The following is a 26,720-nucleotide window of genomic DNA, read 5'->3' as shown; positions in this document are numbered from 1 at the left end:
TCCAAAGGTACTGATTTTATAGACACAAACCTCAAAAAATTACACCAAGTTTAAGAAAACCTGTGTTTAGCAAGTGAAGTGATACTTTAGATAATTAGTTGCCCAGAAGGGCGCAAATTATGAAAAGTTTTTCATCTTTCCTTGGTAAGACTAAAAAAAATAAATTAGCTTGTTTTGCAACTACATTTATAGCTTCCTTAGCATTAGCGGGCAGTATTAACTCTGCCAACGCTACTAATGTAAAAACATCTATTTTAGAAGAAATTACCTCTGTATCCGTCCCAATGGAGCAGACAGAACCAAATATTGCCCAATTACAAATCAACAGGACGCAGTATCAAGCCGTTGGGGTTGATCCTTTAGTGCTTGTTCCGATGGTGGTGGTTGGTGGTTTGGTGATATTTTTTCCCCTGTTCTTCGGAGGATTAGTAGTTATTGGCGAACGGGAAGTTGGTATTGTTGTCAAAAAATTTACTATTTCTGGAAAAGGGTTGCCAGCCGGACAGCTAATAGCCCTCAACGGTGAAGCAGGCTTGCAGGCTGACACTTTAGCACCTGGTTGGCACTGGGGTTATTGGCCTTGGCAGTATTCAGTACGCAAAGAGACAGTTGTTGTTGTTCCTCAAGGTGAAATTGCGGTTATTGTCGCTGCTGATGGCGAATCTAATCCACCAGAACGGATATTAGGTAAAATCGTCAATTGTGATAATTTCCAAGATGCCCGAAAATTCCTCACCCAAGGAGGTGAAAAAGGGCGGCAAATGGGGTTCATCACTGCGGGTACATACAGGATTAATACTGCCCTGTTTAAAGTAATCATGGCTGCCAACGCCACATCTCACGGTATGACTCCCGAACAGTTACGCGTGTATACTGTGGCATCTGATAAAGTGGGCATCGTTACCACCTTAGATGGGATGCCGATCGCTGGGGGTGAAATTGCCGGTACAGTGATTACAGGACACGATAACTTCCAAAACGGTCAGAAATTCTTGGATGGTGGGGGACGCAGGGGTTTACAAGAGCAAATTCTGCTTTCTGGTTCTTGGAATCTCAATCCCTGGCTTGTCAATGTTGAACAAGTACCAATGACGGAAATTCCCATTGGCTATGTAGGTGTGGTAATTTCTTTCGTCGGTAAAGCCCAAGAAGATGTGAGTGGTGCAGCTTTTACCCACGGTAACTTAGTGAATCCTGGTCATAAAGGTGTCTGGGTTGAACCTCTGTATCCGGGTAAACATCCTATTAACACCCGCATCATGAAAGTAGAGTTAGTACCAACTACTAACATCGTATTAAACTGGTCAGGACGCACAGAAAGGCATAAATACGACGCGAATTTAGAATCTTTAACGGTACGTTCTAAAGATGGTTTCGCCTTTGATTTAGAAGTGTCGCAAATCATCCATGTCGGCGCGTTGGATGCACCGAAAGTAATTTCCCGCGTGGGTGCAATGCAAAACTTGGTTGATAATGTCCTTGAACCCAGCATTGGTAATTATTTCCGCAACTCAGCGCAAGATTACACCGTGCTAGACTTTTTAAACGCTCGGAGTGAACGCCAAGTGGAAGCCTCAGAGTATATTAAGGCAGCATTGCGGGCTTATGACGTGCAAGCAATTGATACTTTAATTGGGGATATTCAGCCGCCAGCATCGCTGATGTTAACCCAAACAGAACGTAAGATTGCCGAAGAAGAACGCAAAACTTACGAAGTACAGCAGATGGCACAAACCCAAAGGCAAAAACTTGTCCGGGAGACAGCCTTAGCTGATATTCAACAAGAAATGGTGAAATCAGAGCAAAGTGTGCAGATTGCGGAACTGAAAGCCCAAGCAAACATTAAGCACGCGAATGGGGAAGCAGAATCTACCAAACTCAAAGCGATCGCGGAAGCTGAAGGAATTAGGGCTACAGGTAACGCCAAAGCTGAAACCTACCGTACTGGTGTGCAAGCCTTGGGAACACAAGGTTATACAGCCATGCAACTCATGCAAATTATTGGCGATCGCAATGTCCGCTTGATTCCTGATATCTTAGTGGGCGGTAGCAATGGCAGCACCAACGGTTTAGTTGATGGGTTGCTGTCAATGATTTTATGGAATCAAACCAATAAAAATGATGAGGTAACACTCATAGATCCACAACCAATAGTCCCTCCCACATCACCAGCCCACAGTACCAGTCAGATACTAGTAGAATTACCAAAAGATAAGTAGTAGTAAATACTTGTAGCAGAACCCCAATTTCTTGAAGAAATTGGGGTTCTATTTTTTAATATGTATTAATACTAAGGACAAAACAAACTATCCCGTGTGTCACGACCAGTAGTTGGGTTAGTACCTTTAGCTACCTTGCACAATTTTTTCACTTCATCTGGACGTAATAGCGCATCAGTAAAATCTGCTCCGTCAATAATTGCACCATCAAACCTGGCACTAGCCGCAAATGCGCCTTCCAATACAGCATTTGTTAAATCGGTTTTGATGAGACGAGCTGAGTCTAGGGTAGCATTTGTTAGGTCTGCTCCCTGTAAATTAGCTGACTCTAAATTGGCAGCAAAGAAACTCACACCCCGTAAATTAGAGTTACTAAAGTTACTTTGACGCAGATTAGCTTTGGTAAAACTAGAGTCTGTTAAATCACGTCCTGAAAAATCAGCCTCTATTAAAATTTCTTTGTTGTACTCAAGTGCTAAGGCTGTGGGAGAAAAACCGGCAATTGCCGTGATGCCGACTGATATGCACAGCAATAAACTAAGTATATTGGTGAAAATTCGATGATATTTTTTATGCCATAGCTCAAAGTGAGTAGGGGATACATCGAGTGTAGAAACTAATATGCGATCGCTATTTGCGTATTTTTCCGCAGGAAAAGTGGGGTATAGGCCATCGCTTAACTTAGATAACTTAAAATTCATGCTATTCCCAGCCAATGGTAAATCCTCCTCCATCACATTATGCCGATATTGGCGACTTAGGAGAAGACCTCGTAACCCAATGGTTACAATCTACAGGTTGGTTAATTCTACAACGCCGCTTTCGTTGTCGTTGGGGAGAAATTGATATTATCGCTCAATATCCTGATACAACGGGAAACCAAATAGACTCTACATTGGCTTTTATAGAAGTTAAAACCCGCAGTCTAGGTAATTGGGATTCCTGGGGTAAAAATGCCATTACCCCGCAAAAACAGGCGAAAATTGGACGCACTGCCCGCTTATTTTTAGCCAAATACCCTGAGAAAGCAAATTGCTCTTGTCGCTTTGATGTTGCGATCGTTCGTTGTCAGCCAATTTCGCAACAATACCCTCATACCAAAGTCATTCCAGAAGCCCTAGCTATCTCATCGGTTGCAGGATACCAATTTCAGTTACAAGAATATATTCCGGCTGCGTTCGATGTGATTGATTAGAGGAGATCGGTAATTAGTATAGATGAAATATCTCTATCTTCAATTACCAATTACCAAATTGTATGTAACATCGTTAAATACATAAGGTTTTACGAAAAGAGGTAAAGGGCTAACTAGAATTTTGTCCGACCTAGTTTTTCCTGTCACCTGTTCCCTGTTCCCTGTTCCCTTTCATGCGAGAGTTTCTGGACAGTAACCCAATCCCCGGACAAACTGTTGTCGAAAAGCCTCGATTTCCTCTCTTTCTGGGCTACCGTGAGAAACGATCGCTACTTGATAGCGGCGCATCACATCAACAGGACATTGCCCAGCTTCTAAACTCCAAAGTGCCATTTGTACCCGCATTGGTGGCTCATAGCTAATCCCCATTTCATTGAGAAAAGCTCGAATATCTCCATCATCTTGGGACGAAATTTGACCTTTTAGTTTGATCCTAACCACCCAACCATCAATTTGATGAATCACGGTGACGAACGAAACAGGAGTTCTAGGTCTAGCGTGCAAGTGTTGAACAACTCTGAGAGTGAGACTGGCATTTGCCAAATAATACAAGTATTCCATGATGGGTGCTTTTGGATCAAAGCTAATCCTACATTTCTATCTTCTTAAATTGATCCCCGTTTTCGGTAGGGTAAAAGCCCCCGTCTTTGCATGGGGAGTTTTACCCAATTTTTATATTATTGTGTACACGTCACTGATTCTTGTAGTCTAAGCAAAGGACTAGCACCGCTACGCGGAAGTCAAAAGTCAAAAGTCAAAAGTCAAAATGAAGACAACGTAAGGGTTTTGTTGATTTGGAATGGGTGGTTTATTTACGCCGCGCTGTACTAGTAAATAAGAACTAGGGACTATGGACTGGGATTTTTACTCAGCACCGGCTAAACGCCGCGCTACCGCTAACAGCACTCTTTCCAAGGAACAGCTAGTATTACAAGTTAATCACAGTCAAATGTCTGAACAAGCAACACAAGATACAAATTTAGATTGTTTATTAGCTGGGTATGATTATGAACTACCTCCAGAACTGATTGCTCAAAATCCGGCTGTTCCTAGAGATAGTTCTCGTTTATTGGTGGTTAATTCTCAGACTACAGGTAACACAACAGCACCATTACACCAGATTTTTCGTGATTTACCAGACCTCCTACGCCCTGGAGATTTGTTAATCATGAATAATACCAAAGTCATTCCAGCAAGACTTTATGGACGTAAGTCAACTGGTGCAGAAGTAGAAATTTTACTATTAGAAGAACGCCAGCATAACTGTTGGTTAGCCCTAGTTAAACCGGGAAAACGGTTTAAAACAGGAAGTAAAATCTTTTTTGAACCAGGTAAATTTCCCCAATTCCCAGTCCCCAGTCCCCAGCTAACAGCTACTGTCCTAGAAACAGATAAAGAGACAGGCGGACGCTTATTACAATTTGATATACCAGATGGTCAATCTTTAATACAACTTCTAGATAAATTCGGTGAAATCCCGCTTCCGCCTTACATTACTACATCCCAAGCGGCAGATGAACAGTATCAAACCGTTTACGCCGAACAACCGGGAGCGATCGCAGCTCCAACGGCTGGTTTACACTTTACACCAGAACTAATTGCTAAGTTAGGCGATCGCAATATCAATCAAGCTTTTATTACGCTGCACGTTGGTGTAGGAACTTTTCGCCCGGTGGAAGTGGAAGATGTCACCAGTCACCAAATGCACGAAGAATGGATTGAAGTTCCCGCAGATACTGTAGAGAAAATTCGCGCCACCAAAGCCGCAGGGGGTCGCATTATCGCTGTAGGAACAACAGCAGTACGAGCCTTGGAAGGTGCAGCAGCCGTCTCTGGTGATTTACAACCTTTTTGTGGCAAGACCAACCTATTTATCTATCCTGGCTACCAATGGCGCGTTGTGGAAGGTCTAATCACTAACTTTCACCTACCCCGTTCTAGTTTACTGATGCTGGTTAGTGCGCTTATTAGCAGACAGAGATTATTAAATATATACCAGGAAGCGATCGCTTCTCGATATCGGTTCTATTCTTTTGGTGATGCCATGCTAATTTTGCCAGAAGCAAGAGAGTGCTGAGTGGTGAGTGCTGAGTAATGAGTAATGAGTGGGGAGTGGGGAGTTTAGATCAAAGAAAAGGGTAGTATTTTTCCCAATGCCCCATTTCCAGTCTCTTTACAAATTTTTCTTGTTCAACTTTTAATTTTTCATGTAGTAGTGGGTACTCTGACTTATAAGGATCTAAACCTTCGTGCAGAGATTCCATTATGTATAAACAACATCTTTTTAAACAGTGGTTTTACGGTTTGTCTCCCATCACCTGCAACCGCATTTTTCGTTGGCAAAAGCCACCAGTAGGGCTTCTGTGTGCTGCCTCTGCTGTTTTGATGTTGGCTGCACCGACGGTTTTTAATTTGCCAGGTGGTAAGGTACTAGCACAAACTCCCATTTCTCAGGATTTAGACGCGGCTATTTTTTATCAGCAGGGAGTGACGCGCTACAATCGCAGCGATTGGCAAGGTGCAGAATCTGCTTTTCGGCAAGCTTTGCAGCAAGATCCAAATATTGGCATGGCGAGGAATTATCTGGGTAATATTTTCCTCATGCAAAATCGTCTAGATGTAGCAGTGCAGGAATATGGTGAGGCGATTAGAATTAATCCCAATCTGGGAGATGCTTATTATAATTTAGGGTTAGCATTGCAACGCCAAGGACAAAAAGAAGCAGCTATTACAGCTTATCGTCAAGCTTTGGTAGTAGAACCAACAAGGGCAGCAACTCAATACAATTTGGGTTTATTACTCTACGATCAAGGAGAACTACCAGAAGCGATCGCAGCTTACCAACAAGCAATTAATTTTGATAGTAGCAATGGTAACGCTTATTATAATTTAGCGATCGCCTTGCAAGAATTTGGGAAAATGGAAGAAGCGATCGCGGCTTATCAGCAAGTCCTGAAGCTAGATCCCAAAAATGCCGCCGCTTATAGTAACTTGGGAAGTCTGATGGCACTTCAAGGTCAAACTGCTGAAGCGATCGCAGTTTATACCCAAGCTATTCGCCAAGATCCCAAAAATGCCTCAGCTTATTATAACTTAGGTGTTACTTTATACAATCAAGGCGACATAAAAAAAGCTAGCAGTGCTTTACAACGCGCTCATAACCAATACCGCGAACAAGGTAATCTTGAGCAAGCACAAAAAATTGAAACCCTAATGCAGCGAGTTGCTCAAACCATCGAACAGCAAAAACTCCAACAGCAACAAGCATCTAATCCTCAGCAAACACCAAACCCTACAAACAACGCATTAGAAACTAATTCTAGCGATACGCCTGTCTCAGTCAAACAACCATTGTTTCCACTAGTTATTCCCGGTTCTACATCAGATCAAGTTGATCGTAATGGCAAAGTGTAAAGCTTGTATTAGACTGCAAAATCTACCAAATTCCCCTATAACTGTAGAGACGTTGCACGCAACGTCTCTACATATTCCCCCTTCCCTGCTAGGGAAGCACGGTGGTTTCATACAACCAGAGAAAAAAATAAACCTAGCTTTCAAAGCCTATCCCTCCCAGGGGGAGAGGTTTGGAGAGGGGTCAAAATCTCTGCTTATAGATTTTTCTTTTTTCGTATGAAACCACCCTGCTTACTTAACAAATAGCAATTTCAGGATTTCACTACTGGTAAAATTGTATTTTAAAAAACAAAATTATCTGAGCTATCAAACATATAAGACTTGCTAATTATATTTTATTGAGAGTTTGTAAAATCTCTCACTTTGAAGAATGTCACAATCAGTTATTATATGAGCGTATGCTTCAGTTCAGCCGCAGGGACGGATTAGTTGAAGATAACGCTAGCAATATGAATGCAGCCCTACAACATTTGCCATCTGTGACTTAAAAGAGACTATGCAAGCTTTGCAATCTGTTTTATTGCTGAACTAGTTGCTCTGTTTTTGATAATTACGTGATCCCACATGACTATCTACGTTGGAAATCTCTCTTACCGCGCTACTGAAGAAGACTTGAAAGCCGTATTTGCAGACTACGGCGAAGTCAAAAGAGTTGTTTTACCTACCGACCGTGAAACAGGTCGAATGCGTGGTTTTGCTTTTGTTGAAATGAATGAAGACGCTCAAGAGGATGCGGCTATTACTGAACTAGACGGTGCAGAATGGATGGGTCGTCAGCTTAAAGTCAACAAAGCCAAACCACGAGAAGATGACCGACGAGGTAGTTGGAATAAAAGACAAGAATTTTAGTAAAGGAAAAATCTCTTAGCACTATTGTTCAAATAGCGCAACTTCTATAAGTGTGAAGTTTATCTTTCCGGGTGTCACAAATAAAAACATGATTTTTCTTCCTGTTTTTGTTGCGAAAAGATCATTTTTTCAACATCAAGGCACAAAGGAGAAAATATTCTTCTCGACTAAAATTTGAGTGAACTGTATCTTTGAAGTGCTAGCAATCAGCCATTATTACCAAATTGACAGCACTAATCCGACCAGTTATTTTTAGCAAAAAATCTTGAATAACTCGTCGGATTTTTTTTGGTAAGCAAATTGGGATATGCAAGTAAAGGCTTTAAATTCTACAGTGTATTAGACACTAAGTAAAGCAATTCAAACTCATTTTTCTGGAATGGCGATCGCCTCAAGCATGGCAGCCAAAACAAATTGATTTCTTTAGTTTATCTAAAATCATATCTAAGTTATCAAATTACCTTTCTAAGATAGAGGCAGCAGCTATAAGTTGCCATAATTAAACTGACTCACCCAACTAACCTACAGCTAGTCCCTAGGAAGCAACCAATAATGACTAAAGCGTCAGAATCTTTAGAGTCTATCAACCCAGCCACAGACAAAGGCTTAGATCGTGATTGTACAACCTTATCACGCCACGTACTACAACAACTTCAAAGTTTTTCTCCAGATGCACAAGATTTAAGTGCGCTAATGAATCGGATTGCTTTAGCTGGTAAACTAGTTGCGCGTCGCCTCAGCCGTGCAGGTTTAATGGAAGGCGTTCTGGGATTTACTGGGGAAGTCAATGTGCAAGGAGAATCCGTCAAAAAGATGGATGTCTACGCCAACGACGTATTTATCTCAGTCTTTAAGCAAAGCGGCTTAGTTTGTCGTCTAGCTTCCGAGGAAATGGATGAACCCTATTATATTCCCGAAAATTGCCCCGTTGGTCGCTATACCCTGCTATATGATCCCATTGATGGTTCATCAAACACCGATACTAATCTGAGTTTGGGTTCTATTTTTGCAATTCGTCAACAAGAAGGAGACGATAGCGATGGACAAGCTAAAGACCTCCTGACCAACGGACACAAGCAAATTGCTGCGGGGTACATACTTTATGGGCCTAGCACCATGCTGGTCTATACCATTGGCAAAGGAGTTCATTCTTTTACCCTAGATCCCAGCTTAGGAGAGTTTATCCTAACTGAAGAAAATATGAGGATTCCCAACCACAGCCCCATCTACAGCGTTAACGAAGGTAACTTTTGGCAATGGGAAGAATCCTACCGGGAATACATCCGTTACGTCCATCGTACAGAAGGTTACACATCTCGCTACAGTGGCGCAATGGTAAGTGATATCCACAGAATTTTGGTACAAGGTGGTGTTTTTCTTTACCCAGGTACAATTCAAAAGCCAGAAGGTAAATTGCGTTTGTTGTATGAATCTGCTCCCCTCGCCTTTTTGATTGAGCAAGCTGGTGGTCGTGCTACTACAGGGTTAGTAGAGATATTAGACGTAGTACCAACCAAACTGCATCAACGCACCCCATTAATTATTGGTAGCAAAGAGGATGTTGCCAAGGTGGAGTCGTTTATTCAGAATGGTCATTAAGGAGGTAGGGGAGCAGAGGAGCAGAGGAGAGAAAAAGACTCAGCACTCATCACTCTCTGTAACATTTTTTGGATGTCCATGAGAGATTATCTCAGCTGGCCGATGCAATAAGTGAATAACGACGCAAAAATGCAAAAGTCACCATCAAAAGTTTTGATTTTGATGAGTTTGGTCAAATTCACTTAGAAACATCATTAATGGAGTCAACAACAGCTATGGCCACCAATCATCTATTAGAAATTAAACAATACGGCCAAAGTATTTGGATGGATAATTTGAGCCGGGACATTATTCAATCAGGGGAACTCAAAAATTTAGTTGAAAATCAAGGAATTTGTGGCATTACCTCCAATCCAGCTATCTTTGAAAAAGCGATCGCTGATAATGCAATTTATGATGCTGATATTGAAACAGGCATTGAAGCAAAACTACCCACATACAAAATTTATGAATCCCTAGTGTTTGCAGATATCCGCAATGCCTGTGATATCTTACGCCCTGTATATGAAGCCTCGAATAGACAAGATGGTTATGTGAGTATTGAAGTACCACCAACCATCGCCCATGATACCCAAGCCTCAATAGCAGAAGCCCGGCGATATTTCCAAGAAATTGGGCGGGAAAATGTCATGATCAAAATCCCTGGTACAGAGGCAGGATTGCCAGCCGTGGAACAGGTAATATCTGAAGGCATTAACGTGAATATCACCCTGCTGTTTTCTGTGCAAAGCTATATCAAGACATTAGAGGCGTATATGCGGGGCTTAGAAAAACGCTTGGCACAGGGTAAAGATATCAGCAAAATTGCCTCTGTGGCTAGCTTCTTTCTTAGTCGCATTGATAGCAACGTTGACGGCAAAATTGATGCCAAATTACAACGGGGCGTTGATGATATTAATGTAGAAGCAAAACTCAGAGCCGTCAAAGGTAAAATAGCGATCGCCAATGCCAAGATTGCTTATCAAGAGTACAAAAAAATTATTGCCGATAGTCGCTGGCACACCCTAGCCGCCAAAGGCGCAAAAGTGCAAAGATTACTGTGGGCTAGTACCAGCACCAAAGACCCCAACTACAGCGATGTCATGTATGTTGATGAGTTAATTGGCCCAGATACCGTCAACACCCTACCACCAGGGACAATTACCGCCTGTGCCGACCATTGTCATGTTGCTAATCGTCTAGAAACAGGAGTAAATGAAGCTTACCATCTCATAGAAAGCCTCAAAGACCCCGACATCAATATTGATCTCAATGCTGTTATGGATGAACTGTTAATCGAGGGTATTAACAAATTTGTCCAGCCCTTCCAGTCCCTAATGAACTCTTTAGAGCGCAAAGTCAAGCTATTGTCACCAGTATAGGGACTGGGGACTAGGGACTGGGGACTGGGGACTAGGAAAAAGTTTTCCCAGTACCCAATCCCCAATCCCCGATCCCCGATCCCCAATCCCCACCTAGAATCGAAAACTGTTATGGTTAGTCTCCTAGAAAATCCCTTGCGCGTTGGTCTACAACAACAAGGGATGCCCGAACCTCAAATCATCGTCATCTTTGGCGCATCTGGTGATTTAACCTGGCGCAAACTCGTTCCCGCACTGTACAAACTACGCAAAGAAAGACGCATTCCCCCAGAAACTACCATTGTCGGCGTAGCCCGTCGTGAGTGGAGTCACGAATACTTCCGCGAACAAATGCGGAAAGGTATGGAAGAGGCTCATGGTGGCGTTGATCCCGAAGAACTCTGGCAAGATTTCTCTCAAGGTCTGTTCTACTGCCCTGGAGACATAGATAATCCTGAGAGTTACCAAAAACTGAAAAATCTCTTAAGCGAATTAGACGAAAAACGGGGTACACGAGGTAACAGAATGTTTTACCTCTCCGTTGCGCCTAACTTCTTTCCTGAAGCTATCAAACAGCTAGGGGGAGGTGGAATGTTAGACGACCCCTACAAACACCGTCTAGTCATTGAAAAACCCTTTGGTCGGGACTTGGCATCTGCCCAAAGCCTCAACCAAGTAGTACAGAAATATTGTAAAGAGAACCAAGTCTATCGCATCGACCACTACTTGGGTAAAGAGACAGTTCAAAACTTACTAGTCTTTCGCTTTGCCAATGCGATTTTTGAACCCTTATGGAATCGTCAGTTTGTTGACCACGTACAAATTACCGTAGCTGAAACCGTAGGTGTGGAAGACCGGGCTGGTTACTACGAGAAAGCCGGCGCACTGCGGGATATGTTGCAAAACCACCTGATGCAGCTTTACTGTCTCACTGCAATGGAAGCACCCAACTCAATGGATGCTGACAGTATCCGTAGCGAAAAAGTCAAAGTTTTACAAGCTACACGGTTAGCTGATGTACATAACCTCTCACGTTCAGCCATACGCGGTCAATACAGTGCCGGCTGGATGAAAGGACAGCCAGCACCAGGGTATCGGGAAGAACCAGGAGTTGATCCCAGTTCTACAACCCCTACCTTCGTAGCAATGAAATTTATGGTTGATAACTGGCGTTGGCAAGGTGTCCCCTTCTATCTGCGGACTGGTAAGCGGATGCCGAAAAAAGTCAGTGAAATTTCCATCCACTTCCGCGACGTTCCTTCTCGGATGTTCAAATCCGCCGCGCAACAAAGAAACGCCAATATTTTGGCTATGCGGATTCAACCCAATGAAGGAATTTCTCTCCGTTTTGATGTCAAAATGCCAGGGGCAGAATTCCGTACCCGTTCCGTAGATATGGACTTCAGCTATGGTTCTTTTGGGATTGCCGCTACTTCCGATGCGTATGATCGCCTATTCCTAGATTGTATGATGGGTGATCAAACATTATTCACCCGTGCCGACGAAGTAGAAGCAGCTTGGCAAGTAGTCACCCCCGCCCTTTCTGTTTGGGATGCACCCGCCGATCCCCTAGTTGTTCCCCAATACGAAGCAGGGACATGGGAACCCACAGAAGCAGAACTTTTGATCAATCAAGACGGTCGTCGCTGGCGCAGACTGTAGGAATAGGGATTGGGGATTGGGAATCGGGAATTGGGAATTGGGAATTGGGGATTGGGAATTGGGGATTGCTTGTTGACCTCTAAAGGTTTTTCTTCCCCTACACCCCTACACCCCTACACCCCCACACCCCTACACCCCCACACCCCTACACCCTCAATTCAAACTGATCACTGACAAAACCACAACTACTATGATTTCCCAAGCCCCAACTATTTTTTCACTACAAGCCCCCAAGGATATTTCGCTCAACGAAATTGAAACGGAACTAAATCAGATTTGGCAAAGCTACGGCATCACTGGCGAAGATGGTGCATTACCTGCGGCTACTCGCGCTACTACTTTTACTTTAGTAGTTTACGAACCAGAAGAAACCCAATATCTGTTGGCATCTCTGGGATTCTACAATGGCCCAATTGATGGCATTCTAGGCCCACAAACAGATGCAGCTTTGCGACAAGTGCAAACCAAGTATGGGCTGATAGAAACCGGAACAACCACACCCGAAACTTTAGCTAAACTGCGCGAAGAATTTGCTAAACGTCAAGGTAATGCAGCTACAGGAGAAATTGCCAACGGTATTACTTCCTATAGTTTGAACTCCACCAGCCCCAGAATTGCTGACGAAATCGCCCTCCGCAACCCTTGCCGGATTATTGCTTTGTGTCCTATTGCTGGCGAAGATGAAGGTGTAAAGGCGCAGGTTTCTGCCTACTGCCCGATTCAAAAGCAGTCTTCCAGCACACTAATTTGTTGCGAATACATTACCTTGAGTGGCACTGCCACAGCCTTGGAACGAATCGGCGGGATGATTCCAGCTTTGTTAATTGGTGGTTTGCCCAAGTTCCTCTGGTGGAAAGCTACACCAGACCCCAACAATGCACTATTTAAGCGACTGGCGGCAGTTTGCAATAATGTAATTGTTGATTCTTGTAATTTCAACGAGCCAGAAAGCGATTTAATCAGCCTCCACGAGTTAGTAGAAATTGGTGTACCCCTAGCTGATTTAAACTGGCGTAGACTCGCAGCATGGCAAGAATTGACAGCTGAAGCTTACGATTCTCCCCACCGTCGCGCGGCTTTGGGAGAAATTGACCGTGTGACACTTGATTACGAAAAAGGCAACCCAGCCCAAGCATTACTATTTTTGGGTTGGTTGGCGAGTCGTTTGCAATGGCAGCCAGTTTCCTATAAAAAGGAAAGTGGTGATTATGACATCACCCGCATTCACTTCGTCGCCCCAAATCAACGACAAGTAGAAGCAGAATTAGCTGGCGTTCCAGTTGCAGATGTGGGTGAGATTATGGGTGATTTGATTGCCCTGCGTCTGAGTTCAACTAATGCTCAAGCAGACTGCGGTACTGTCATTTGCTCTGAGACTGGTGGGTGTATGCGGATGGAAACCCACGGCGGCGCACAATCTGCGGGTTTATTCCAACAGGTGAGTTCTTTATCAGAACAAAAAGCGGAAGCGTTACTAAGTCAACAGGTACAACGCTGGGGTCGTGAGGCATTATTTGAAGAAAGCCTAGCAGTGATTGGGCAAGTATTGAAGTTAGAAGTGAAGAGTTAATACCAATTCAAAATTCAAAATTAGGGCTGCTTGATTTTGGAAAATTGGTATAAGTTAGCTCAGATACTAAAGATATCTTTGACCTGAGAACCCCAGTTGCATCAAAACTGGGGTTCTCATGTTTGGCACAAAAGTTTTGATAGGCTGGTAAAATCTTTTCATGCGACGAGACTCAATCTTTTACAAACTATTTCAACAATCTCCTGCATTATTATTTGAATTATTGACAAATCACCCAGAAAATGCAGATGCTTATCGTTTTAATTCAGTGGCTGTCAAAGAACCAAAATTTGAAATAGACGGGGTATTTTTACCCCCCGAAAACGAAGGTGCAGGGGTTGTATATTTCTGCGAGGTGCAGTTTCAGAAAGATGAACAGCTTTATGAAAGGGTATTTGCTGAATCATCTTTATATTTCTACCGCAACTGTAATCAATTTAGCGACTGGCAAGCGGTGATCATTTATCCGTCGCGTAATATTGAACAAAGTAAGATTTATCCTCACCGTTCATTTCTGAATGGTGGACAAGTACATCGGGTATATTTAGACGAAATAGGAGATATTCGTCAATTACCTATATGGGTAGCATTGATGGTATTGACTACAGTAGAGGAAGAACAAGCTCCAGAAGAAGCAAGGTATTTATTAACTAGAAGTAGTCAAGAAGTATCTCAACCAGAGAGTCGCGCCATAATAGAGATGATAACAACGATTATAGTGTACAGGTTTGAAAAATTAAGCCGAATGGAGGTAGAGTCCATGCTAGGAATAACGCTCAAGGAAACAAAAGTTTACCGAGAAATTAAAGAGGAAGGGCGAGAGGAAGGACGAGAAGAAGGACGAGAGGAAGGACGAGAAGTGATGGCTAATGCTATTTCTCGACAGTTGGCTAAACGATTTGGGCAAGAACTTCCCGAAGAAATACGCTCTTCAGTTTTTGGGTTGCCTTTGCCTGTTCTGGAAGATTTGAGCGAGGCACTGTTAGATTTTACTGGTGTGGTTGATTTAGAGTCATGGCTAGAAGCACGATGAGCAAATAGCCTGATACTCCGTCCTATCCTGCCAAATTTCCAGAATGAGGGTACTAGGCTTTAGTGCGATCGCGAAAACCTTGTCTTCCATTTACTGGATCAAACAGTACATCATATCTGTTGAAAAATCTCATCCCACTATTCACCACCACAGGCTGGTCTAACTGTGGAGAAACATTGACATTCCACACATTCACCCCGTTGGTGTTTCCTGGGGTAATGCTGTAGTCAAACACACGAGGAATTGATAGTTTCACTGTATTTTGTGGGCGTAATCTTCCGGGTTTGAGTTTACCCATTAGGGAAGCAGATTTAAAATCAATTAAACTGCTGTTTACTCCAGAATCAACTACCATTCTGGCATTGCAGGTATTTTTCATAGAACTGGCTGCGATCGCTAAACAAACTCCATTGAGTCTAGAGTCCCATCTGTTGCCAGGAATACCATTAATCGCAGGTTGTTGACTCAGGGAAGCTATTTTAAACCCTACGCGATTCTGTGCAGTTAAACCGAGAATAAGACTACCGTTACTACTACCACGATTCCCCGTCACGATGAATCCGTTACTTAGATTTCCTGGTAGTTTTCTCAAGGGATTATAGGGAAGTGTGCGTTCTGAATAATTGACTCCGATAATACCGGCAAACGGTGTACCACTTTTGGCAGAACAATTAGGTTTTTGTGGGGTACATTGGCGGCTAGTAACAACTTGCACAGGAACAGGTTCTTCTGTGGCAACCAAACCAATGCGTAAATTAGTGTAAACTATCTCTCCTTCTAAGATAGTACCATCACTTAATACCTCCCTAACGATTTGACCCGTTCTGTTAATGGGGGCATTGCCTAAAAACTCTCTAGGAACTCTTAGCCCCGCCGAGCCTGTATCCATAAGAACACGTCTTGGCTGACCGTTAGCTACTGCCACCTCTAGGAAATAACCGCTTGCACCCCTGGAATATAAGGGAACTGATATAGTATCAAAACTGGGTTTACGGGCTATGACTTGGGAAGTATCACGTACCACCGGATTAGGAAACAGTGCTTGAAACCCAGCCTGACGCTGCGCCACTGGTTCTGTACCATAGTCCCAAAGGCTTTCATAATAGAAAAAGACTGCACCTAAACCACGTTCTTGAGCCGCCCGTACTTGAGACTGTATTTGTTGTATGGAAACTGGGCGATTTCTTAACCCAGTCATAATACCTATACCAGTAGGTATTAATTGTTGTGACTCTATAATTTCTGGGGTAATAATTGTACTGACAAAACTTGGCAGATTATCCCGATAAACTTGTACTAGTAACTCATCGACAACACCTAACCGCACCCAATTAAGCCAGTCTTGGAGTTGAAATTTGTAGGCAAAGTTATAGTAATTGGGAGAAACCGAGAAAATTGCACTGGGTTTTATGGCTTTCACAGCTTGGTTAAGTTGCACCATAAAGGCTGTGATTTTATCTGCTCGCCATTTCATCCATGCTTGAGCTTGAGGATTAGGGGGCGGGGGACTCCCAGTTTCCTGAGTGTATAAGTTAATTGTGTATTTGTCGTACCCAAAATCAACAGGTAAACTCATGTGGTCGTCAAATTGAATACCATCAGCGTCATATTTACTAATGATTTCTACCACAAGGTCAGTAATAAACTGTTGTACTTCTGGGCGGAAAGGATTCAGCCATGCTACCTCACCCGCAGCCGAAATAGAAGTTTGAGTTCCATCTTGCTTTTGCGTCAACCACTCTGGATGCTGGGATGCGAGTTCTGAACTCAGGGGAGTCATGAAGCCAAACTCAAACCAAGGTATCGCTAATAAACCTTGACGGCGGGCTTGACTAACAATATCTGCAATTACATCTTGGCCTTCTGTCCCTTTGAAGAAAAAAGGAATACCCATGCGTTGCGTTACTGCGCTGGGATATTTTGCATAACCATCATTCCAAACCACCGGATAAACTGTGTTAAAGTTCAATCGCCGTAACTGAGCAAATGTATCCTGTACTTTAGCGCGATTTCTGAGGATGTCAAAGTCATTATTCGTTAGCCAAACCCCACGGATTTCTTGACGAGGTGACTGTGGTAATTGAGCAGTTACGGGAGTAAAGTTTCCCAGTAGCAAGGTTATAGCCAATGATATGGCAAACAAAACTGGGAGAAGACGCTTAAGGAATGGAAAGAGGGAGTAGGGGGAAAAACTTCTATTTTTGTGCTGGAATTGGTTCGGCATTACTGTCTAAATATTTATACTTAATAATTGAGCTTAATTTACAACCTTCTATGTAAGTTTGTAGTAAGGACTTTAGTCCTTAGAAAAATCAGGACTAAAGTCCTTACTACGAACGTGACGCAACTATTAGGTAAGTAGTGCCAAGTTGGAATTGTGGATAAGACGGTATACTACTCTTCTAATATCCAAGGTAGTGAACATCTCCTATCCTGCTTTTATGGCTTTAGTTATTGCTGGGGAACGTAGTGGAGTGGGTAAGACAACAGTCACTCTTACCCTTTTAGCATCTTTATCTCGGCGTGGTGCTGTGGTGCAATCTTTCAAGGTCGGGCCAGATTATATTGACCCGATGTTTCATACTTATGTCACAGGTCTTGCGTGTCGGAATTTAGACCCAGTTTTGACTTCAGAAGCTTACGTTCGGCAGTGTTTTGCTCATCATCAAGAGAGTGAATACGCTTTAGTTGAAGGGGTAATGGGGTTGTTTGATGGGGTGAAGGGGACTGGGGACTGGGGACTGGGGACTGGGGAAGAGAATTTACTCAGCACTGATTTTGCTAGTACGGCGCACATTGCGCGACTGTTGGATTTACCTGTGGTGTTGGTGCTTGATTGTAGTCGATTATCTGGTTCTGTGGCGGCGATCGCTCACGGTTATTGCTCCTTTGACCCTAGAATTAAAATAGCGGGTTTAGTGCTGAATCGTGTAGGTAGCGATCGCCATCTCTCTCTCCTCAAAAATTCCCTCGAACCCTTACATTTACCTATTCTTGGCGTTTTACGTCGTCAAGATAACATTACCATTCCCGATCGCCATTTAGGTTTAATCCCTACCGCCGAACTCCCCGAATTAGACGCTGTAATCACTCGTCTCGCTGATTTAGGTGATACTTGCTTTGACTGGGAAACTTTATTACCTTTGTTGGGGACTGGGGATTGGGGATTGGGGACTGGGGAAAAGGTAGAAGTTCTTCCCCATGCCCCATGTCCCATGCCTGTTAAAATTGCAGTTGCACGCGATCGCGCTTTTAATTTCTACTATCAAGATAATTTAGACATCCTGCAACATTTAGGTGCAGAATTGGTCTTTTGGAGTCCCTTAGCAGATGAATTACCCCAAGGTGTGCAGGGAATGTATTTTGGGGGTGGTTTTCCAGAGGTATTTGCTCAACAATTAGCAGCTAATACTAATGCCCGTGATAGTGTTAAACAAGCTATTGTGTCAGGAATGCCCACCATTGCAGAGTGTGGGGGGTTGATGTATTTATGTGAGCAAATAGTTGATTTTGAGGGTGAATCTTGGCCGATGGTGGGAACATTACCCACATCAGCGATGATGGATAAAAAGCTGACTTTGGGCTATCGTCGCGCTGTGGCTTTACAAGATAGTCTGCTAGTCAATGCAGGAACAAATATTTATGGACATGAATTCCATCGTTCTCATGTCATCTCAAATCCTGATCAGCCTTTGTTTACTACTTATCGCTACGATGTGGAAGAGAATCTGGGATGCGAGGGATGGGGTTTACCAATAAATATTCATGCTTCTTATATTCATCTGCACTGGGGGGAAAGTGTAGATATTCCCCGACAGTTTATTAGCCAATGTCGGGAAATATTTCATACTGAATTAAACGCCTAAACAATCTTTATTGGGAAGGACTCTATTTGCTACCCATTTATACACAGCTTCGCCAATACCTAGAGTTCTACTCAAACTCACATCAGTCACTTTTGCATTTTCATAACATAATTGCCGATTCGGTAAGCTAAAAGATGTGATATCTGCACGTATTGTCACCGTTCCGTGGGCATCTCGGCGAATCTTTCGTTCTAAAGTTACATTGGTTTTAACTGTTATCCGACAACCATTAAAAGAAACATTCTCTACCTGATTAATTCGTAAATCTTTACGTCTGTTGATATTGTGACTTCCTCCTGCGAGGCGGTTATTCAGTTCTCTCAAAATCTGTGACTGGGAAGCATTACCAAATGATTCCACCACGTTACAGTTAAGTTGTGCCATTGAAGGTTGAGGGTTAAGGTAGAGGAAGCTTAAGGTCATAAAACTTCCTAAAATCATCTTCGAGTTCAGAGTTAAGCTTTTCATTCGCATTACCAATTTACCGTCTTTACATCAATTTGATATGTCTGACTTCAATTGTTTATGCACTGGATGGCAAATCGGGACTAATTAACTCATCACCAGGCTTACCTTAATATATTCAGCGTTCTGGTTAATGCCTACCTGAAACCGTGACGTTGATATTTTCATTCAGTCGGCGAACTAGACGTGATAACTCACGAATAATATTCACTGCGATTTCGGGAGTTTCTTCAATGGCATCATAGAGTTGTTCTTGGGTTAGTTCCAAAAATTCGCAAGATTCTAAAGTTGTGACGTTAGCAGAACGGGGTTGAGTATCAAATACTGCCATCTCCCCAAAATATTTTCCCTGTTCTACGACTGCTAGTTGTTTATCTCCAATATGAACTTTCACTCTACCTGAGACAACTATATATAGAGATCGCCCTTCTTCTCCCTGTCTGAAAATAGTGTGATTGGCGGAAAAATGCAACTCGTGCATCACTGAAGTCAGGCGTACAATAAAATCATCCCGCAGTTCCTTAAAAATCGGGACTCGGCGGACAAACAATAAACGATCAACGCTACTAAGCATAATTTATGCTGTGGTATATACTCCTGATGGGTAGATGCAGAAATGACACAACAGATACTCAAAATATCAATGTCAGTTGTTAGCAAGTATACGCTAGTTTGAAAAGTGGCAAATTAGGGGTGCGATCGCAGCTACTCGCATCACCATAATAAATATTTACACAAATTATTTATCTTCAGGTTGCAAAGCATACCAGCCATACCAGTGACGTACAGCTAACCAAATAGCGGATAACAAACCAGCGACACTTAAAGTCAAACCGCTAAACGGAACTAATAAGCCAAACACGGGTAATATTCCCCCAGCAATAGTACAGATAACTGCCGCGATTGAAGCACTACGACTGTAACCTAATCCCCATGATAATGTGAGTAAAATCAGGGAAATCATTGTCCAAGCCAACTGAGCATTCATAAAGCGGCTGAGATAGGTTAAAGTCAACAGACAAGCAAAGAAGATACTAGCAGCGATCGCGACATTTTTTAAATTCATGGGGATGGATAAATAAAGTAATAATATCCACCACAAAAATAAAGCTGGCGCAAGCAATAACAGCCTCGGAAGAATACCAGTTTCACGAATGGGGTTAGTGTTGGTGAAGACTCCAAAGGGATTTTTCACAGACACGTTATCGTCGAATATCCAAGTAAATTGAGTGTTGCGTCCATCAAGTTTCGTCTCCCTGGGGATAACACCACTCGCAAAGTCAGCACCAGGAAAGTTAGCAATTGCTGTCAGACGGAAGTTAGAAAGCAACTGTCCTGCGGCGTTATAAACCCAACGTGATCCGCCTTCCGCTTTATAGGTGACGCGAAAGCTAGTTTCTTCTCCTGGTTTTAACTGGAAAGCAAAACTATAATTCCCTGGTTCGACAGACTCTAGTCTGGTGCGATCGCGCTCTATTTTATAGTTAGACAGCAGTGAATAGCCAATGGGTGGCTGTGCTTCAAAAAAGAAACTATCAATATTATTGAGGCGGTTAACTACTTTGTATTCAGCAGTATAGTCTACGCGGTAAATTGCGCTACGGTTCTGTACATCTGTACTTTGATCTAATTTTACTAAAATTTGTGACCCTGCCAACGCTAGTAAACGGTTAACTTCTCGCTTGTCGTTAACTTTAACTATTTTGCCATTCACCTGAGTTGTATAGCTAAAGGCCTCCTGCATTACATAGCGCACTTGGGGGACACTTTGTTCTAGCTTATCCCCAGCGACACTTTGAGCTACTTGAGTAACTTTGGCTTGTTCCCAATGGTGATAACGATTGCTTAAAGTCGAACACAGAAAAAATCCTGCAACCAACAGCACTAATACCAACGATAGATGCTGCAATCCCCATAACATTTGTGAGTAACGAATTGTCCAATCACCAATGACAACTTTTTGTTCTGCTGGATGACTTCGTAACGTAAAACTGATTATAGCGATCGCTACTCCCAAAGCTATGACTAAAAATACTAATAATATCAAAGCCGGGAGTAATTGAGAACCAATTTGCACTAGCTCTGTTGGATGTGTTAAATCGGGCAATCCGGGAATTCCCTGGTTATTAGAATACATTGGTGATTTTTACAGAATTTATAATGTCAAGACTCTTAAAAACTTACAAAAGTTTCTGTAAAAATGACTATGTATTTCTTCTAAATAGGAAAAAATACCCTAAGTAAATTTCCATTAAATGGCAATGCAAAAAAAGCCATTACTTTGTCCTATTAGCTGCTACACGACAAACAATTTCCATAGAGTTAGCATCAGCACTTCTGGGTTTAGGAAAAATTTCTTGCTCTGTTTTATCAACACGAGTCAAATGACCATTAGATTCATAGACAGCTAATCTTCTAGAGAACAATCTGCCTTGAATACAAGCAGCACGCAGAGTTCTTCTTTCTATGCCATTACCATGCTGTTCTAACAGAGTATATTCAGTTCCTTTTACAGATGCCAAATCTAAAACAATTGGATCACCATTTCTATTAGAACCTACTTGCAGATAAAAATTATCTTTTGTGGTTTCAGCTATTGCCATACCACTAAATGATAATGAGAGTATTGCAACCAAGCCGCCAATTTTTTTTAACCACATAATTAACATTTTTGTAAAGCTATACTTTATTTTTATTCATAAAGTATTGTTTTCGGTGTGGTAAAATCACTAGAAAATCTTTACTTAGCGATACAATGAAAAATATTAAAAATGAGTATTTATAGCAAAATAAAAAAACCGTAGGGGAACAACTACGGTTTTTTAAGTGAAATACTGAACTCTCAACCTATTTTTAAAGTTTGTGTCTTACAACTTCAGCTCTTTACCTTTTGGTAATCTCTTTATGAAATAAAGTTTAACTACTTAAGAGATATTTGTCATTACTGAATTAATAAATTGAAGATAGTAAAATATTCATCTAATTAACTGTGAAATTATCTGTATTGCTGGAATGTAAGAAGCTATTTTATAAGTTTTCTATGTAATATCACTGTATACGTGAACTCGGTTAGATACTTTTTTGATAAAATACCAAGAACTTAAGTAGAAATTATCACATTCGCAAAGTTCAAAAAGTTCGGTAATCAAGCATAAATAAACCTTTGTCAATACATCGGGGTACTCTGAGAGCAGACTATAAGCCGTTTCGCATTTAAACTGTATAAACTAAATTTTGAATATATGTAAGTTAACCCAATAAGATTAAGGCTTTGTCGGGTTAACCTACTATTCTGAACCATACGAGAAGTTAGGGTAAACAGAGGGGTAAAATTGAAAGCCTTGAACCTAAGTAGGCGGCTTAATTTTCCCTGTCACCTGTCACCTGTTCCCTTCTATGACCTACACTCCTTAAGTAATTGCGGTATCTGCTGCTCTATTTTTTTAGCTGTCTGTTCTTCCTGCTGCAAGTTTTGTTGTAGCAGTTGTACAACTTGTTGTTGTCCCATCTGTTCCGCAACTTGAATTAAACCACGGTAGCAAGCAATTTCTAATTGTTCGACCTTAGCTTGACATCCAGCCAGTCCCAACGAGAGAACTTTCTGACTTTCCGCAGCTAGTAGCATAAATTTTTGACCATCACTGACCAGACCAGCCGCAGCATCACAAGTGATCCGCTTGGGTTGTTGTCCCAAAGTGTTGAACACCTGTTCTAAATTTTGAATCTGTTGCTCTGTTTCCCGAATATGAGTCTCAATCAAAGACTTCAACTGGCTATTTTGACAACACTGCAACATCAATTGTTGTGCTTCCCAAAAGCGTTGTTCCGCATCGTACATAGCACCAACTTCGTAGATAAATTTTTCTTGTAAGTTGGTGATTTTGGCAACGGGGCGTTCACTTAGTTGAACCATAGTTCTTCTCCTGGGGTTTGGACACCGAGTGATTTGGTGTTTGTATTTGTAAACTACGTTCTACCTTCGCCAATCAATTCTGTCTTCTCGTCATACCAGAGGAACAACTGACTGTTAATTCTGAGTGCTAAGTCAAATACATAATCATTAGTCATTAGTCATTGGGACATGAGTTACTCTCTACCTTTTCCCCAGTCCCCAATCCCCAACCCCACATGAGAGCATCAGTAAAGTAAAGTAAAGATAGATTAAGAATGCGCTAATAATTAAAAATGACTGTTCCACACTTGCAGGAAATTTCCTCTCAGTTAGAAAGTCCGAATTTGCGCGATCGCATGGTAGCCTTGGCCAATTTGCGGCATATACCAGCTGAAGATGCTGTACCTCTAATCAAAAAGGTCTTGGATGATGAATCTTTGCAGCTGCGATCGATGGCAATATTTGCCCTAGGCATCAAGCCAACAACAGAATGTTATCCAATTTTGGCTAAAATTCTCGAAAATGACCCAGATTATGGTATGCGTGCAGATGCGGCCGGTGCTTTAGGCTATTTGGGTGACACTAGAGCCTTTGAGGTGCTAGCACGAGCATTTTATGAAGATACTGATTGGTTAGTACGCTTTAGCGCGGCTGTTTCCTTGGGTAATCTTAAAGATCCACGGGCGAGTAAAATCTTAATTCAAGCTTTAGATAGCCCAGAAGTTGTCTTACAACAAGCCGCAATCTCAGCTCTCGGAGAAATTCAAGATATCGATTCGGTAGATAATCTGCTACGCTTTGCTCAATCAGATGATTGGTTGGTCAGACAAAGACTGGCGGAATCCTTGGGTAATCTGCCTACAGATAAGAGTGTATCAGCTCTCAAGTATTTAGCAAAAGATAGTCATCCCCACGTTGCAGAAGCAGCTAAGATTTCACTCACACGACTTGAGCAAAGAGATAATCAAGTCTAGTATTAAAACCTCTAACTGCTTTTTAATAATAATAAGTAGGATTTTTCAGATTTTGATGCAGGGTAATTTTCATTATGAATATTGAAGAATTTTTGGAATTGAGTGCAGGTAAATGGTTTTCCCATCGTACTAGTCACAATTTAGCTTTTAAGAAATCGGAAGAAGGCAAATCAGAGGTGATTATTGAGACACTGACAGCAGATCACCCAGAAGTTATCCAACTGTGTCAACAATATGAAATTTCTCCGAGTGCTGCCTGTTTTGGCACAAAAGTTACCTGGAGCGGCATAATGGGATTGAACGACAAAAAACACACTAGCTCTACTGTATTAGTGACTGTCCCGGATGACGATAACCCCAATGAAGGCAGACTACTGCGAGCAATGAGTGATGCAGAGAAAACACTTGTAGCCGGTCGGTATAAAATGGGCAGTGATGAAGCATTGACCCTAATTACAGAGTCTGAAACGATGTCTTCTGAAGAACGCCTGTGGTTTGCCAGCCCCAATTTGCGGATGCGGGTAAGTGTATTGAAGCATTTTGATGGTTCGAGTCTAGCTTCCTTTACTTCTGAGATTCGCATGGGTGTTCCTGCGCCTGCAAAGAAAGCTTCTGAAGCTGCTAATTCAGCAAGTTAAGAGAGTGCTGAGTTATGAGTGCTGAGTGCTGAGTGCTGAGTTATGAGTGCTGAGTTGTGAGTGTTGTTAGTGTAGCGTGAGCATAAGCCCTTGCTGAGTTAAAAGACTGCTAAGAAAGGACAGGATATTTACTGAAAGAGCTAATACTGATACTGAGCATTTTCTACTCACTACTCACTACTCATTACTCCCTACTCCCTACTCCCTACTCATTACTCCCTACTCCCTACTCATTACTCCCTACTCATTACTCCCTACTCATTACTCCCTACTCCCTACTCATTACTCCCTACTCATTACTCACTACTCAGCACTCACTACTCACTACTCAGCACTGACTCAGTTTTGCTAAATTTGCAATAAATTAGCGATCGCCTGTGGCATTGGCAATATAATAATCACCAACAAAGCAATTGCCATTAAGCCTAAGATGTCGCGTCTGTTATCTAGTTCAGTGACATCATTTAAGGCGGGTTCATCAATCAAGGGGATGAACAGTAAAATAATTGCCCACACAAGGAATTCTGGCTGGATTAAAGACAACATTAGCAGCAACAGACGGGAAATTTGCCCAATCAGCATAGCAGTACGTTGTCCGAACATGGCATGGACAATATGACCACCATCTAGCTGTCCTACAGGCATGAGATTCAAAGCTGTCACAATTAGTCCTAAAAACCCAGCTACAGCCAAAGGATGTAAATCAATTGCTGATTTTGAGGTTAATTCGCTGCCTAAAGCTATTTTGGATAGTATCGCTAAAAGAATGGAATATTTAGGATTGAGGGCATCAGGATTTAATAGTCCTGTTTTTTCATTCAAGGGAACTATCTCTGAGTGAACCAACCCCCACATAATTAACGGTAATGTGGCGATAAATCCAGCTATCGGCCCGGCGATACTCACATCAAATAAAGCCTTACGGTTGGGAATGGGACTCCGCATTTGGATGAATGCCCCAAAAGTTCCCAAGAAAAATGGTATGGGGATAAAATACGGCAGAGTGGAGCGAATTTTGTAAAACCTAGCGGTTAAATAGTGTCCAAGTTCGTGGATGCCCAAGATAGTCATCAGACCTAAAGCATAGGGTAAACCTTGCAAAAGTATCGCTGGGTTGGATGATAGGATTTTGGGATCGATACCAGCCATTTTTACCCCCACCAAGGAAGTAGTGACTAAAGTGGCTAACACTAGTAATAATGCTAGTCCAGGGCGGGTTAATTTTTCTGGTTTCTTGACAATTCCTTCTTTGACGGCTTGTGCGTTCGGAACTAGCACAAAGAAGGGTTTATTATTAAAACCCTCTTGAAAAATGATCAAAAAGCGATCGCCAAATCGTGATTCAATATTTGCTCTAATCTGCTGATAGGCTTGAATAGGTGTTGTTCTCAACTGACCGCGACAAATAATTGCCTGGGGTCTATACTCAATGTTTTGGATGTAGTAAATAGACCAGGGAAAACAATTTCGCAATTGGGTTTCTTCCGTCGGTTCAATGGGGCGCACAGGTACTTGTTCTGCGGTAGGATGGATAGCCGATTGTGATTCTGGGGTTTGGGCTTGGGTTTGGGTATCCCTCGGCGGTTGCCGTCCCCACTGAAACAACAGCCAGTATAACAAAAGGCAGATGATTGCAGGCCAGATAATCAGTGATGGCGGTGGAGGTTGTTTTACTCCATACGCCAAAGTCCAACCACTCAATAACAATGCTGGTGTCATTAATACCAACCACAACAACCAAATTGGTGTGCGGGTGATGTTAGCAACACTGCGCTGCACCATTAGATAAGTAGCCAATCCCAATAGGAGGAGAAACCAAAATGTCATTTGCTCTTCAGTAATTTGGAAAAAATGCCCTGCTAGTTGAAGAAGGCAAAAGTAAAAAGCAAGAACTATTATTGTCTCAGCTTGTTACCTGTTGAATATACCCTACTCCCTAGTACAGACGTGATTAATCTCTTCGAGAATCTGCTTTACGAGCTTCTACACGTTTATACTTACTCT

23 protein-coding genes are annotated in these 26,720 nt (G+C 42.2%); 14 read left to right on the top strand and 9 right to left on the bottom strand.

Annotated elements, in window-relative coordinates:
- The first annotated feature begins 119 nt into the window (after nucleotides 1-119).
- Nucleotides 120-2,219 (top strand): SPFH domain-containing protein, encoded by a 2,100-nt coding sequence (locus tag L6494_RS19385; RefSeq protein ID WP_237989355.1) that lies wholly within the window; start codon nucleotides 120-122, stop codon nucleotides 2,217-2,219.
- 71 nt (nucleotides 2,220-2,290) lie between these two features.
- On the opposite strand, the gene L6494_RS19380 is transcribed toward L6494_RS19385, so the two are convergent.
- Nucleotides 2,291-2,920, bottom strand: coding sequence for a pentapeptide repeat-containing protein (locus tag L6494_RS19380; protein WP_237989354.1), 630 nt, complete (start codon nucleotides 2,918-2,920; stop codon nucleotides 2,291-2,293).
- A gap of 14 nt (nucleotides 2,921-2,934) precedes the next feature.
- Here L6494_RS19380 and L6494_RS19375 point away from each other — a divergent pair, with 14 nt between their 5' ends.
- Complete coding sequence (locus L6494_RS19375) at nucleotides 2,935-3,414, top strand: YraN family protein (RefSeq protein WP_237989353.1); 480 nt, start codon at nucleotides 2,935-2,937, stop codon at nucleotides 3,412-3,414.
- 171 nt (nucleotides 3,415-3,585) lie between these two features.
- Here the strand turns inward: L6494_RS19375 and L6494_RS19370 are convergent, their stop codons facing one another.
- A complete protein-coding gene (locus L6494_RS19370; protein WP_237989352.1) occupies nucleotides 3,586-3,975 on the bottom strand; it encodes a hypothetical protein in 390 nt (129 codons plus the stop codon).
- A gap of 388 nt (nucleotides 3,976-4,363) precedes the next feature.
- On the opposite strand from L6494_RS19370, the gene queA reads away from it, so the two are divergent.
- The 9 genes from queA to L6494_RS19325 all read left to right on the top strand — a co-directional run bounded on the left by queA (nucleotide 4,364) and on the right by L6494_RS19325 (nucleotide 14,881).
- Nucleotides 4,364-5,491, top strand: a complete 1,128-nt coding sequence (gene queA, locus L6494_RS19365) for a tRNA preQ1(34) S-adenosylmethionine ribosyltransferase-isomerase QueA (protein ID WP_237996154.1) — start codon at nucleotides 4,364-4,366, stop codon at nucleotides 5,489-5,491.
- Between the two features lie 188 nt (nucleotides 5,492-5,679).
- Nucleotides 5,680-6,828: a tetratricopeptide repeat protein gene (locus L6494_RS19360; protein WP_237989350.1), complete on the top strand. Its 1,149-nt coding sequence runs from the start codon at nucleotides 5,680-5,682 to the stop codon at nucleotides 6,826-6,828.
- 564 nt (nucleotides 6,829-7,392) lie between these two features.
- A complete protein-coding gene (locus tag L6494_RS19355) occupies nucleotides 7,393-7,677 on the top strand; it encodes an RNA recognition motif domain-containing protein (protein WP_237989349.1) in 285 nt (94 codons plus the stop codon).
- A 552-nt stretch (nucleotides 7,678-8,229) separates the two neighbouring features.
- Nucleotides 8,230-9,276 carry a class 1 fructose-bisphosphatase gene (gene fbp, locus L6494_RS19350; protein ID WP_237989348.1) on the top strand — a complete coding sequence of 349 codons (1,047 nt, stop codon included), beginning with the start codon at nucleotides 8,230-8,232 and terminating at the stop codon, nucleotides 9,274-9,276.
- 215 nt (nucleotides 9,277-9,491) lie between these two features.
- Nucleotides 9,492-10,637, top strand: coding sequence for a transaldolase (tal, locus tag L6494_RS19345; protein ID WP_237996152.1), 1,146 nt, complete (start codon nucleotides 9,492-9,494; stop codon nucleotides 10,635-10,637).
- Nucleotides 10,638-10,748: 111 nt separating this feature from the next.
- On the top strand, nucleotides 10,749-12,278 hold the full coding sequence (zwf, locus tag L6494_RS19340; protein WP_237989347.1) for a glucose-6-phosphate dehydrogenase: 1,530 nt from the start codon (nucleotides 10,749-10,751) through the stop codon (nucleotides 12,276-12,278).
- A gap of 9 nt (nucleotides 12,279-12,287) precedes the next feature.
- Nucleotides 12,288-12,452, top strand: coding sequence for a hypothetical protein (locus tag L6494_RS19335; RefSeq protein ID WP_237989346.1), 165 nt, complete (start codon nucleotides 12,288-12,290; stop codon nucleotides 12,450-12,452).
- 16 nt (nucleotides 12,453-12,468) lie between these two features.
- The gene (opcA, locus tag L6494_RS19330; protein ID WP_237989344.1) at nucleotides 12,469-13,848 is read left to right on the top strand and encodes a glucose-6-phosphate dehydrogenase assembly protein OpcA; all 1,380 of its coding nucleotides are present in this window, start codon (nucleotides 12,469-12,471) and stop codon (nucleotides 13,846-13,848) included.
- 160 nt (nucleotides 13,849-14,008) lie between these two features.
- Nucleotides 14,009-14,881, top strand: coding sequence for an Rpn family recombination-promoting nuclease/putative transposase (locus L6494_RS19325; protein ID WP_237989343.1), 873 nt, complete (start codon nucleotides 14,009-14,011; stop codon nucleotides 14,879-14,881).
- 52 nt (nucleotides 14,882-14,933) lie between these two features.
- Here the strand turns inward: L6494_RS19325 and L6494_RS19320 are convergent, their stop codons facing one another.
- Nucleotides 14,934-17,105, bottom strand: coding sequence for a glycoside hydrolase family 10 protein (locus tag L6494_RS19320; protein ID WP_237989342.1), 2,172 nt, complete (start codon nucleotides 17,103-17,105; stop codon nucleotides 14,934-14,936).
- Between the two features lie 217 nt (nucleotides 17,106-17,322).
- Here L6494_RS19320 and L6494_RS19315 point away from each other — a divergent pair, with 217 nt between their 5' ends.
- Nucleotides 17,323-18,747, top strand: a complete 1,425-nt coding sequence (locus L6494_RS19315) for a cobyrinate a,c-diamide synthase (protein ID WP_237996150.1) — start codon at nucleotides 17,323-17,325, stop codon at nucleotides 18,745-18,747.
- Here L6494_RS19315 and L6494_RS19310 read toward each other — a convergent pair.
- The 5 genes from L6494_RS19310 to L6494_RS19290 form a co-directional block, all read right to left on the bottom strand.
- Nucleotides 18,736-19,215: a hypothetical protein gene (locus L6494_RS19310; protein WP_237989340.1), complete on the bottom strand. Its 480-nt coding sequence runs from the start codon at nucleotides 19,213-19,215 to the stop codon at nucleotides 18,736-18,738. The genes L6494_RS19315 and L6494_RS19310 overlap by 12 nt on opposite strands.
- A gap of 127 nt (nucleotides 19,216-19,342) precedes the next feature.
- Nucleotides 19,343-19,786 carry a cyclic nucleotide-binding domain-containing protein gene (locus L6494_RS19305; protein ID WP_237989339.1) on the bottom strand — a complete coding sequence of 148 codons (444 nt, stop codon included), beginning with the start codon at nucleotides 19,784-19,786 and terminating at the stop codon, nucleotides 19,343-19,345.
- A gap of 165 nt (nucleotides 19,787-19,951) precedes the next feature.
- A complete protein-coding gene (locus L6494_RS19300) occupies nucleotides 19,952-21,349 on the bottom strand; it encodes a hypothetical protein (RefSeq protein WP_237989338.1) in 1,398 nt (465 codons plus the stop codon).
- A gap of 139 nt (nucleotides 21,350-21,488) precedes the next feature.
- Nucleotides 21,489-21,872 carry a hypothetical protein gene (locus L6494_RS19295; protein WP_237989337.1) on the bottom strand — a complete coding sequence of 128 codons (384 nt, stop codon included), beginning with the start codon at nucleotides 21,870-21,872 and terminating at the stop codon, nucleotides 21,489-21,491.
- 734 nt (nucleotides 21,873-22,606) lie between these two features.
- Nucleotides 22,607-23,125 (bottom strand): YciE/YciF ferroxidase family protein, encoded by a 519-nt coding sequence (locus L6494_RS19290; RefSeq protein WP_237989336.1) that lies wholly within the window; start codon nucleotides 23,123-23,125, stop codon nucleotides 22,607-22,609.
- A 272-nt stretch (nucleotides 23,126-23,397) separates the two neighbouring features.
- Between L6494_RS19290 and L6494_RS19285 the strand changes: the two genes are divergently transcribed.
- Both L6494_RS19285 and L6494_RS19280 read left to right on the top strand, forming a co-directional pair.
- Entirely contained in the window at nucleotides 23,398-24,078 is a 681-nt protein-coding gene (locus L6494_RS19285) for a HEAT repeat domain-containing protein (protein WP_237989335.1), read from the top strand.
- A gap of 74 nt (nucleotides 24,079-24,152) precedes the next feature.
- A complete protein-coding gene (locus tag L6494_RS19280; RefSeq protein ID WP_237989332.1) occupies nucleotides 24,153-24,716 on the top strand; it encodes a phycobiliprotein lyase in 564 nt (187 codons plus the stop codon).
- 348 nt (nucleotides 24,717-25,064) lie between these two features.
- Here the strand turns inward: L6494_RS19280 and L6494_RS19275 are convergent, their stop codons facing one another.
- Nucleotides 25,065-26,543, bottom strand: coding sequence for a site-2 protease family protein (locus L6494_RS19275; protein ID WP_237989330.1), 1,479 nt, complete (start codon nucleotides 26,541-26,543; stop codon nucleotides 25,065-25,067).
- Nucleotides 26,544-26,720 lie beyond the last annotated feature (177 nt).

Origin of the sequence: Nostoc sp. UHCC 0870 (genome assembly GCF_022063185.1) — a bacterium.
GTDB lineage: Bacteria > Cyanobacteriota > Cyanobacteriia > Cyanobacteriales > Nostocaceae > Trichormus.
This window is presented reverse-complemented; position numbering and strand designations above follow the sequence as displayed.

Bases quoted from the DNA above. Each gene is read 5' to 3' on its own strand.
- L6494_RS19385 (WP_237989355.1), top strand. From the start codon at position 120: ATGAAAAGTTTTTCATCTTTCCTTGGTAAGACTAAAAAAAATAAATTA.
- L6494_RS19380 (WP_237989354.1), bottom strand. From the start codon at position 2,920: ATGAATTTTAAGTTATCTAAGTTAAGCGATGGCCTATACCCCACTTTT.
- L6494_RS19375 (WP_237989353.1), top strand. From the start codon at position 2,935: ATGGTAAATCCTCCTCCATCACATTATGCCGATATTGGCGACTTAGGA.
- L6494_RS19370 (WP_237989352.1), bottom strand. From the start codon at position 3,975: ATGGAATACTTGTATTATTTGGCAAATGCCAGTCTCACTCTCAGAGTT.
- queA (WP_237996154.1), top strand. From the start codon at position 4,364: ATGTCTGAACAAGCAACACAAGATACAAATTTAGATTGTTTATTAGCT.
- L6494_RS19360 (WP_237989350.1), top strand. From the start codon at position 5,680: ATGTATAAACAACATCTTTTTAAACAGTGGTTTTACGGTTTGTCTCCC.
- L6494_RS19355 (WP_237989349.1), top strand. From the start codon at position 7,393: ATGACTATCTACGTTGGAAATCTCTCTTACCGCGCTACTGAAGAAGAC.
- fbp (WP_237989348.1), top strand. From the start codon at position 8,230: ATGACTAAAGCGTCAGAATCTTTAGAGTCTATCAACCCAGCCACAGAC.
- tal (WP_237996152.1), top strand. From the start codon at position 9,492: ATGGCCACCAATCATCTATTAGAAATTAAACAATACGGCCAAAGTATT.
- zwf (WP_237989347.1), top strand. From the start codon at position 10,749: ATGGTTAGTCTCCTAGAAAATCCCTTGCGCGTTGGTCTACAACAACAA.
- opcA (WP_237989344.1), top strand. From the start codon at position 12,469: ATGATTTCCCAAGCCCCAACTATTTTTTCACTACAAGCCCCCAAGGAT.
- L6494_RS19325 (WP_237989343.1), top strand. From the start codon at position 14,009: ATGCGACGAGACTCAATCTTTTACAAACTATTTCAACAATCTCCTGCA.
- L6494_RS19320 (WP_237989342.1), bottom strand. From the start codon at position 17,105: ATGCCGAACCAATTCCAGCACAAAAATAGAAGTTTTTCCCCCTACTCC.
- L6494_RS19315 (WP_237996150.1), top strand. From the start codon at position 17,323: ATGGCTTTAGTTATTGCTGGGGAACGTAGTGGAGTGGGTAAGACAACA.
- L6494_RS19310 (WP_237989340.1), bottom strand. From the start codon at position 19,215: ATGAAAAGCTTAACTCTGAACTCGAAGATGATTTTAGGAAGTTTTATG.
- L6494_RS19305 (WP_237989339.1), bottom strand. From the start codon at position 19,786: ATGCTTAGTAGCGTTGATCGTTTATTGTTTGTCCGCCGAGTCCCGATT.
- L6494_RS19300 (WP_237989338.1), bottom strand. From the start codon at position 21,349: ATGTATTCTAATAACCAGGGAATTCCCGGATTGCCCGATTTAACACAT.
- L6494_RS19295 (WP_237989337.1), bottom strand. From the start codon at position 21,872: ATGTGGTTAAAAAAAATTGGCGGCTTGGTTGCAATACTCTCATTATCA.
- L6494_RS19290 (WP_237989336.1), bottom strand. From the start codon at position 23,125: ATGGTTCAACTAAGTGAACGCCCCGTTGCCAAAATCACCAACTTACAA.
- L6494_RS19285 (WP_237989335.1), top strand. From the start codon at position 23,398: ATGACTGTTCCACACTTGCAGGAAATTTCCTCTCAGTTAGAAAGTCCG.
- L6494_RS19280 (WP_237989332.1), top strand. From the start codon at position 24,153: ATGAATATTGAAGAATTTTTGGAATTGAGTGCAGGTAAATGGTTTTCC.
- L6494_RS19275 (WP_237989330.1), bottom strand. From the start codon at position 26,543: ATGACATTTTGGTTTCTCCTCCTATTGGGATTGGCTACTTATCTAATG.